The organism is Cupriavidus sp. IDO (assembly GCF_000812465.1).
Classification (GTDB): Bacteria; Pseudomonadota; Gammaproteobacteria; order Burkholderiales; family Burkholderiaceae; genus Cupriavidus.
This window is the reverse complement of sequence record NZ_JWMA01000107.1, coordinates 1-3,550: the sequence shown is the minus strand read 5'-3', so window position 1 is coordinate 3,550 and position 3,550 is coordinate 1. Positions and strand designations below refer to the sequence as shown.

3 protein-coding genes and 2 pseudogenes are annotated in these 3,550 nt (G+C 58.8%); 3 read left to right on the top strand and 2 right to left on the bottom strand.

Translation table 11 applies throughout. The features are described 5' to 3' along the window. Positions 1–220 precede the first annotated feature (220 nt). The 3 genes from RM96_RS26490 to RM96_RS26480 all read left to right on the top strand — a co-directional run bounded on the left by RM96_RS26490 (position 221) and on the right by RM96_RS26480 (position 2,768). A complete protein-coding gene (locus RM96_RS26490) occupies positions 221–874 on the top strand; it encodes a hypothetical protein (protein ID WP_082016716.1) in 654 nt (217 codons plus the stop codon). Between the two features lie 528 nt (positions 875–1,402). Then, positions 1,403–1,816 carry a PaaI family thioesterase gene (locus RM96_RS36455; RefSeq protein WP_052279756.1) on the top strand — a complete coding sequence of 138 codons (414 nt, stop codon included), beginning with the start codon at positions 1,403–1,405 and terminating at the stop codon, positions 1,814–1,816. Positions 1,817–1,871: 55 nt separating this feature from the next. Continuing rightward, the gene (locus RM96_RS26480; protein WP_039014711.1) at positions 1,872–2,768 is read left to right on the top strand and encodes a LysR family transcriptional regulator; all 897 of its coding nucleotides are present in this window, start codon (positions 1,872–1,874) and stop codon (positions 2,766–2,768) included. An 89-nt stretch (positions 2,769–2,857) separates the two neighbouring features. On the opposite strand, the pseudogene RM96_RS40235 reads toward RM96_RS26480, so the two are convergent. Beyond that, positions 2,858–3,060, bottom strand: a pseudogene (locus tag RM96_RS40235) (integrase core domain-containing protein); the annotation flags it as partial. 34 nt (positions 3,061–3,094) lie between these two features. Further along, positions 3,095–3,550: pseudogene (locus tag RM96_RS37655) on the bottom strand (integrase core domain-containing protein); the annotation flags it as partial.

The following is a 3,550-nucleotide window of genomic DNA, read 5'->3' as shown; positions in this document are numbered from 1 at the left end:
CCTTGAAAGCTGCACAGAAAGTGTTAGTCGAAAGATGTCGTGTACGTTCACCGACTTCAAGTGACTAACTGTTAGCACGAGTCTGTTCCGATGGAATCTTTTGCGCGGGCGGTCGAGATCGTGCTCAAGGATAGCGAACTAAAGGACGGTCCGGGCTATCGTCCGGACCCTGCCTTGTGGGCCCATGCCGTACGGCATTCCGGATATGTCCAGTCACGCCATGCAACCGGACGCGTGCTCGTCGCCGCCTAGCGAAGGGTTGCTAAGCCCGCCGAGGTTTCCGATTCTCACGCTCGACGAGGCTAAGCTGACGCCGGCGCTGGGTTACCTGTTCAACAGGAAGTGGATCGATCCATATGAGTCGCTCATTTCGATCCTGTGGAAATTCGAGAAGGCGAACGCGTTGTCGGGGAAGGTTGTTGCCCGTCTGATGGGACCGGACATCGATCCCTATGAGGGCATCGTACCGGAGCTCGGTGTCGTCGATATCGATCGATTGCATGCCGCGCTTGGTCTGCCGAAAACCACGTTGCGTGAAGCGCTGCTCGCGCCGACCGAGCGGCGACGCTTCAGTGCGACGTTTCGGCACTGTCGTCGCTGTATCGCGCATGGCTATCACAGCGTCGTGCATCAGGTCGAGACCGTCTATCGGTGTCCAGCGCACCGTGACGCGCTCGAATCGGCGTGTCGGTGCTGTGGGTATGAAGCACCGTATCGCGTGAACGCGCAGCTTCTCGAAACTCCATACCGTTGCTCGCAGTGCCGCGAAAGCTATGGTGGCCATGGGTGGAGGCCCACCGAGGCTCGGCCAATGAGAGCAGGGTACTGTAAAGCGCTGGCGCGGAAATATGTGGGGAGTGCGTTGGGGTTGTGATCGTGCAGCAGCGACCTAGACACTCCCTCATGTTTGGTTTTGTGCTTATTCGGTGCAGAAGGTCGGTCGGGGATCCCATTGGGCGTTCACCTCAGGGAAGGAATTGGCGCGTCCAGAGCGGAAAGTACGGCAGCCAGTGACACTTTCGCTTCGTTTCAGCCAAGTATTTGATCTGCAAGGAAATTCCTCCCACGCCGTGCACTTGACGGGCAGAGGTGGCACTTTTGCTTGCGAACTGGTGGCACTTTTGCTGCGGTATACGACGGGGGCGTTGTTTTGCATTGAAGGGACTACAGTCGCATGAATGATGAGCGTGAAAAGCTACGTTCGCATGAATGTGTCGTCCCGGCAATCTTCCGACGTCGGGCCTACGCTGAAGTGCCTTAGAGGGTGCAGAAGCGAGGCGGCTAATTTCGCGCGATCTGCTATTCCAGTCGGGAATAACAATTAGTCCGCGACGCATACTTCCAGCGCAGTGGTCAAGCGGTTTAGCCTCCGGAAACGTACCCAGTAGTGGGTCATGTGGGGATGATTGTGACGATCGAGCGCGTAGATTGGCAGCAACGAGTAACAGATGTCTTGGCGCTGCCGTTGAATGTCTATATCGGGCTTGCCTGGAATGGTACTGAAGGCAGCGTAGCGCGCACGAGTTTCGTCGTGCGGCATGAGCATCTAGCGCTGGGAAGTTTGCATGCGGCCATGCTGTATGCGGCAATGGAGGCCACTTGCCTTTTTGCCTTATTGCCCGCGTTGGGCAAGAACAATCACGCTGTAACGCATGATTTCCACGCTTCCGTTATGCGTACGGTGGGCCTCGGGGAAACATGCGAAATTGACTCGAGAGTGGTCAAGCATGGGAGAACGTTGGCCTTCATCGAGGCGAACGCCGGAGTTGCCGACAAGCTGGTGGCTACGGCCAGGGTGACAAAGTCTATTGTGTGAGGCAATGGCTGGAGCTTTGTCCCTGTTCGGTCGGCAGGGACGTTGGGGAAGCATGATGGACAAGATGACTGCAATGGAAACGCTGGTCGCTGTCATCGAAGCCGGGTCGTTCTCCGGCGCAGCGCGCGTTCTTAAGATCAAACAGCCGGCGATTTCGAAGGCGGTCGCCCAGCTGGAGAAGCGCTTGGGTGTGCGTTTGCTCCTCCGATCAACGAGGGGCCTGTCGCCGACGGAGGCGGGAGTCAGCTACTATGAGCACGCGAAGCGATCGATAGATGCGGCGAGGGAAGCGGAACAGGCCGCTCAGGGCTCGGGTGGAACGCTATCAGGGCGCATTCGCGTGAGTGCTGCGGTCACTTTCGCGCGCATGCATGTGATCCCGCATCTAAAGGAGTTTCTATCTGCCCATCCGCAGCTTTCGATCGACGTTCTCCTTGACGACGGAAACCTGGATCTGACCGCAAACGGTATCGATGTGGCTTTGCGAATGGGGGCCCTCAGTGATTCATCGATGACCGCGCGGCGCATTGCGCGAAGCGATCGGGTGGTGGTCGGCAGCCCTTGCTATTTCGAGGCTGCCGGTGTCCCAGCGCAGCCCGCTGACTTGGCGGCCCACCAAGCAATCGTCTATGACAGGCAGGGCGGCGGAGCATCGTGGACTTTTCGCCGCGGTGGCACCGAAGCGTCTGTGGAGGTCTCAGGGCTAATCCGTGTTACTGCAGCAGAAGGGGTGCGCGCTGCGGTGCTCGCGGACCTCGGCGTTGCCGTAGCCTCCAGGTGGATGTTCGCGGAGGAGCTTGACTGCGGTGAAGTCTTGCGCGTGCTCGACGATTGGGAGCTCCCAACCATCGACCTCTGGGCACTATTTCCTACTGGAAAAATGCCGAGCGCTAAGGCAAAGGAATTCGTCGCTTTCGTGGAGCGGCTCCTGGGTGATTCGCAGAACTGCTAGCTGGGATGGACGCTGCTCAACAAGTTGCCGCTGAGGTGCCCCCGCCTTTAGTACCACGGGCGTTCTAGTAATGGTCCTTGGGTGCACTACTACGAACCGACTTCCGCTGCCGATTCATAGGTCCTGTTTGCTCGATGGTTGGCTGCGAATTCGGCGGGTGTCTGATAGCCCAGCGCACTGTGCGGTCGGAGCTGGTTGTGGTCCCGCCGCTATCCGGCGATGAGGGGACAGGGGCCTCAGCCAGGCTCGCAAACCAGTGGTCGTTTAGGCATTCGTCGCGAAATCTGGGGTTGCCCCGTTTCATCGGACAGATTCGCATTGGAATTTTACGTCGATGGGTTTTCTCCTTGTGATGGGGCAGTGTAGGCCCGGTATAGCGCCGGATTCATGCCATTGACGGGCAGCTTTTCAAACTCCTGCGGAGACCGATAGCCCAGAGCGCTGTGCAAGCGATGCGGGTTGTACCAGCCCTCGATCCAAGTGAACAGTGCCCGGCGTGCGTGATCGTGCGTGGCGAAGCGCGAACGCATCAGCAGCTCGCATTCGAGCGTGGCGAAGAAGGACTCACACATGGCGTTATCGTAGGCATCGCCCACCGAGCCCATCGAAGGCTGAACACCGGCGTCCCGGCAACGTCGCCCGAAGGCAACAGACGTGTATTGGGCAGCCTTGATCCGAGTGGTGAATGACATCCTCCGGGCGGCGCTGCGCGAGCGCCATATCCAGCGCCTGCAACATCAGCGCGGTACGCAGATGGCTGCCCATGGCCCAGCCCACAATGC